Annotated in this window: 1 protein-coding gene; it reads right to left on the bottom strand. The window is 66.3% G+C overall.

All coding sequences use genetic code 11. The features are described from left to right. Positions 1–115: 115 nt before the first annotated feature. Positions 116–632 (bottom strand): hypothetical protein (locus tag FUT87_RS29470; protein WP_222617294.1); only part of this gene is annotated, 517 nt, incomplete at its 5' end.

Raw genomic sequence — 632 nt, 5'->3', positions numbered from 1 at the left:
TGGTTGGTCGTCAGGACAGCGAGCACACCCGCACGGTTGAGCTGTCGCACTGCCTCTCCGACACCCGGTAGCAACTCGATCTGGTCGGGCGACTTCAGATGGTTCACCTCGCGGTTCAAGGTGCCGTCCCGATCCAGGAACACCGCCTTGCGCAGCCGCCGCCAGGACAGGCGCTCCGGCAGGCCGACCTCATGTCGCGCTCGACCTTGTCGAGGCGGTCCGGGGTGCCCATGTCCTTGATGTACTCCGGCGTGACGTAGCCGCGCAGGCACAGACCTTCGGCGAGCATTGCGGGGAACATGTGCTTGGCGATGTCGGCCTTGCCGGTCGCGGGCGTGACCGTGGTCAGGGACTCGTTGCGGACGGCGTAGAGCGCAGCGTTCACCAAGTTGCGCAGGTCCTGCCCTTCCGGATGCGGATAGGGGTGGATGCCGCGTACGAGCCCCTGGTCGTCGATGTCGACCAGGTCGGAGTCGTAGGGATGGTCATTCGGGTGCAGGAACAGCGTGGCGTTGGCGTCGGAAGCCAGGTGCGCGTTGAAGAATCGACGCAGGTCGATGTCCAGGTAGGTGTCGCCGTACAGCAGCAGGAACTGCGGCGTGAGCGCGTGCAGGGCGTCGCGCAGCGCGCCG

The sequence above is a fragment of the Mitsuaria sp. TWR114 genome, from assembly GCF_007997345.1.
The sequence above is the reverse complement of the archived record's forward strand: the minus strand, read 5'-3'. Positions and strand labels throughout refer to the sequence as shown.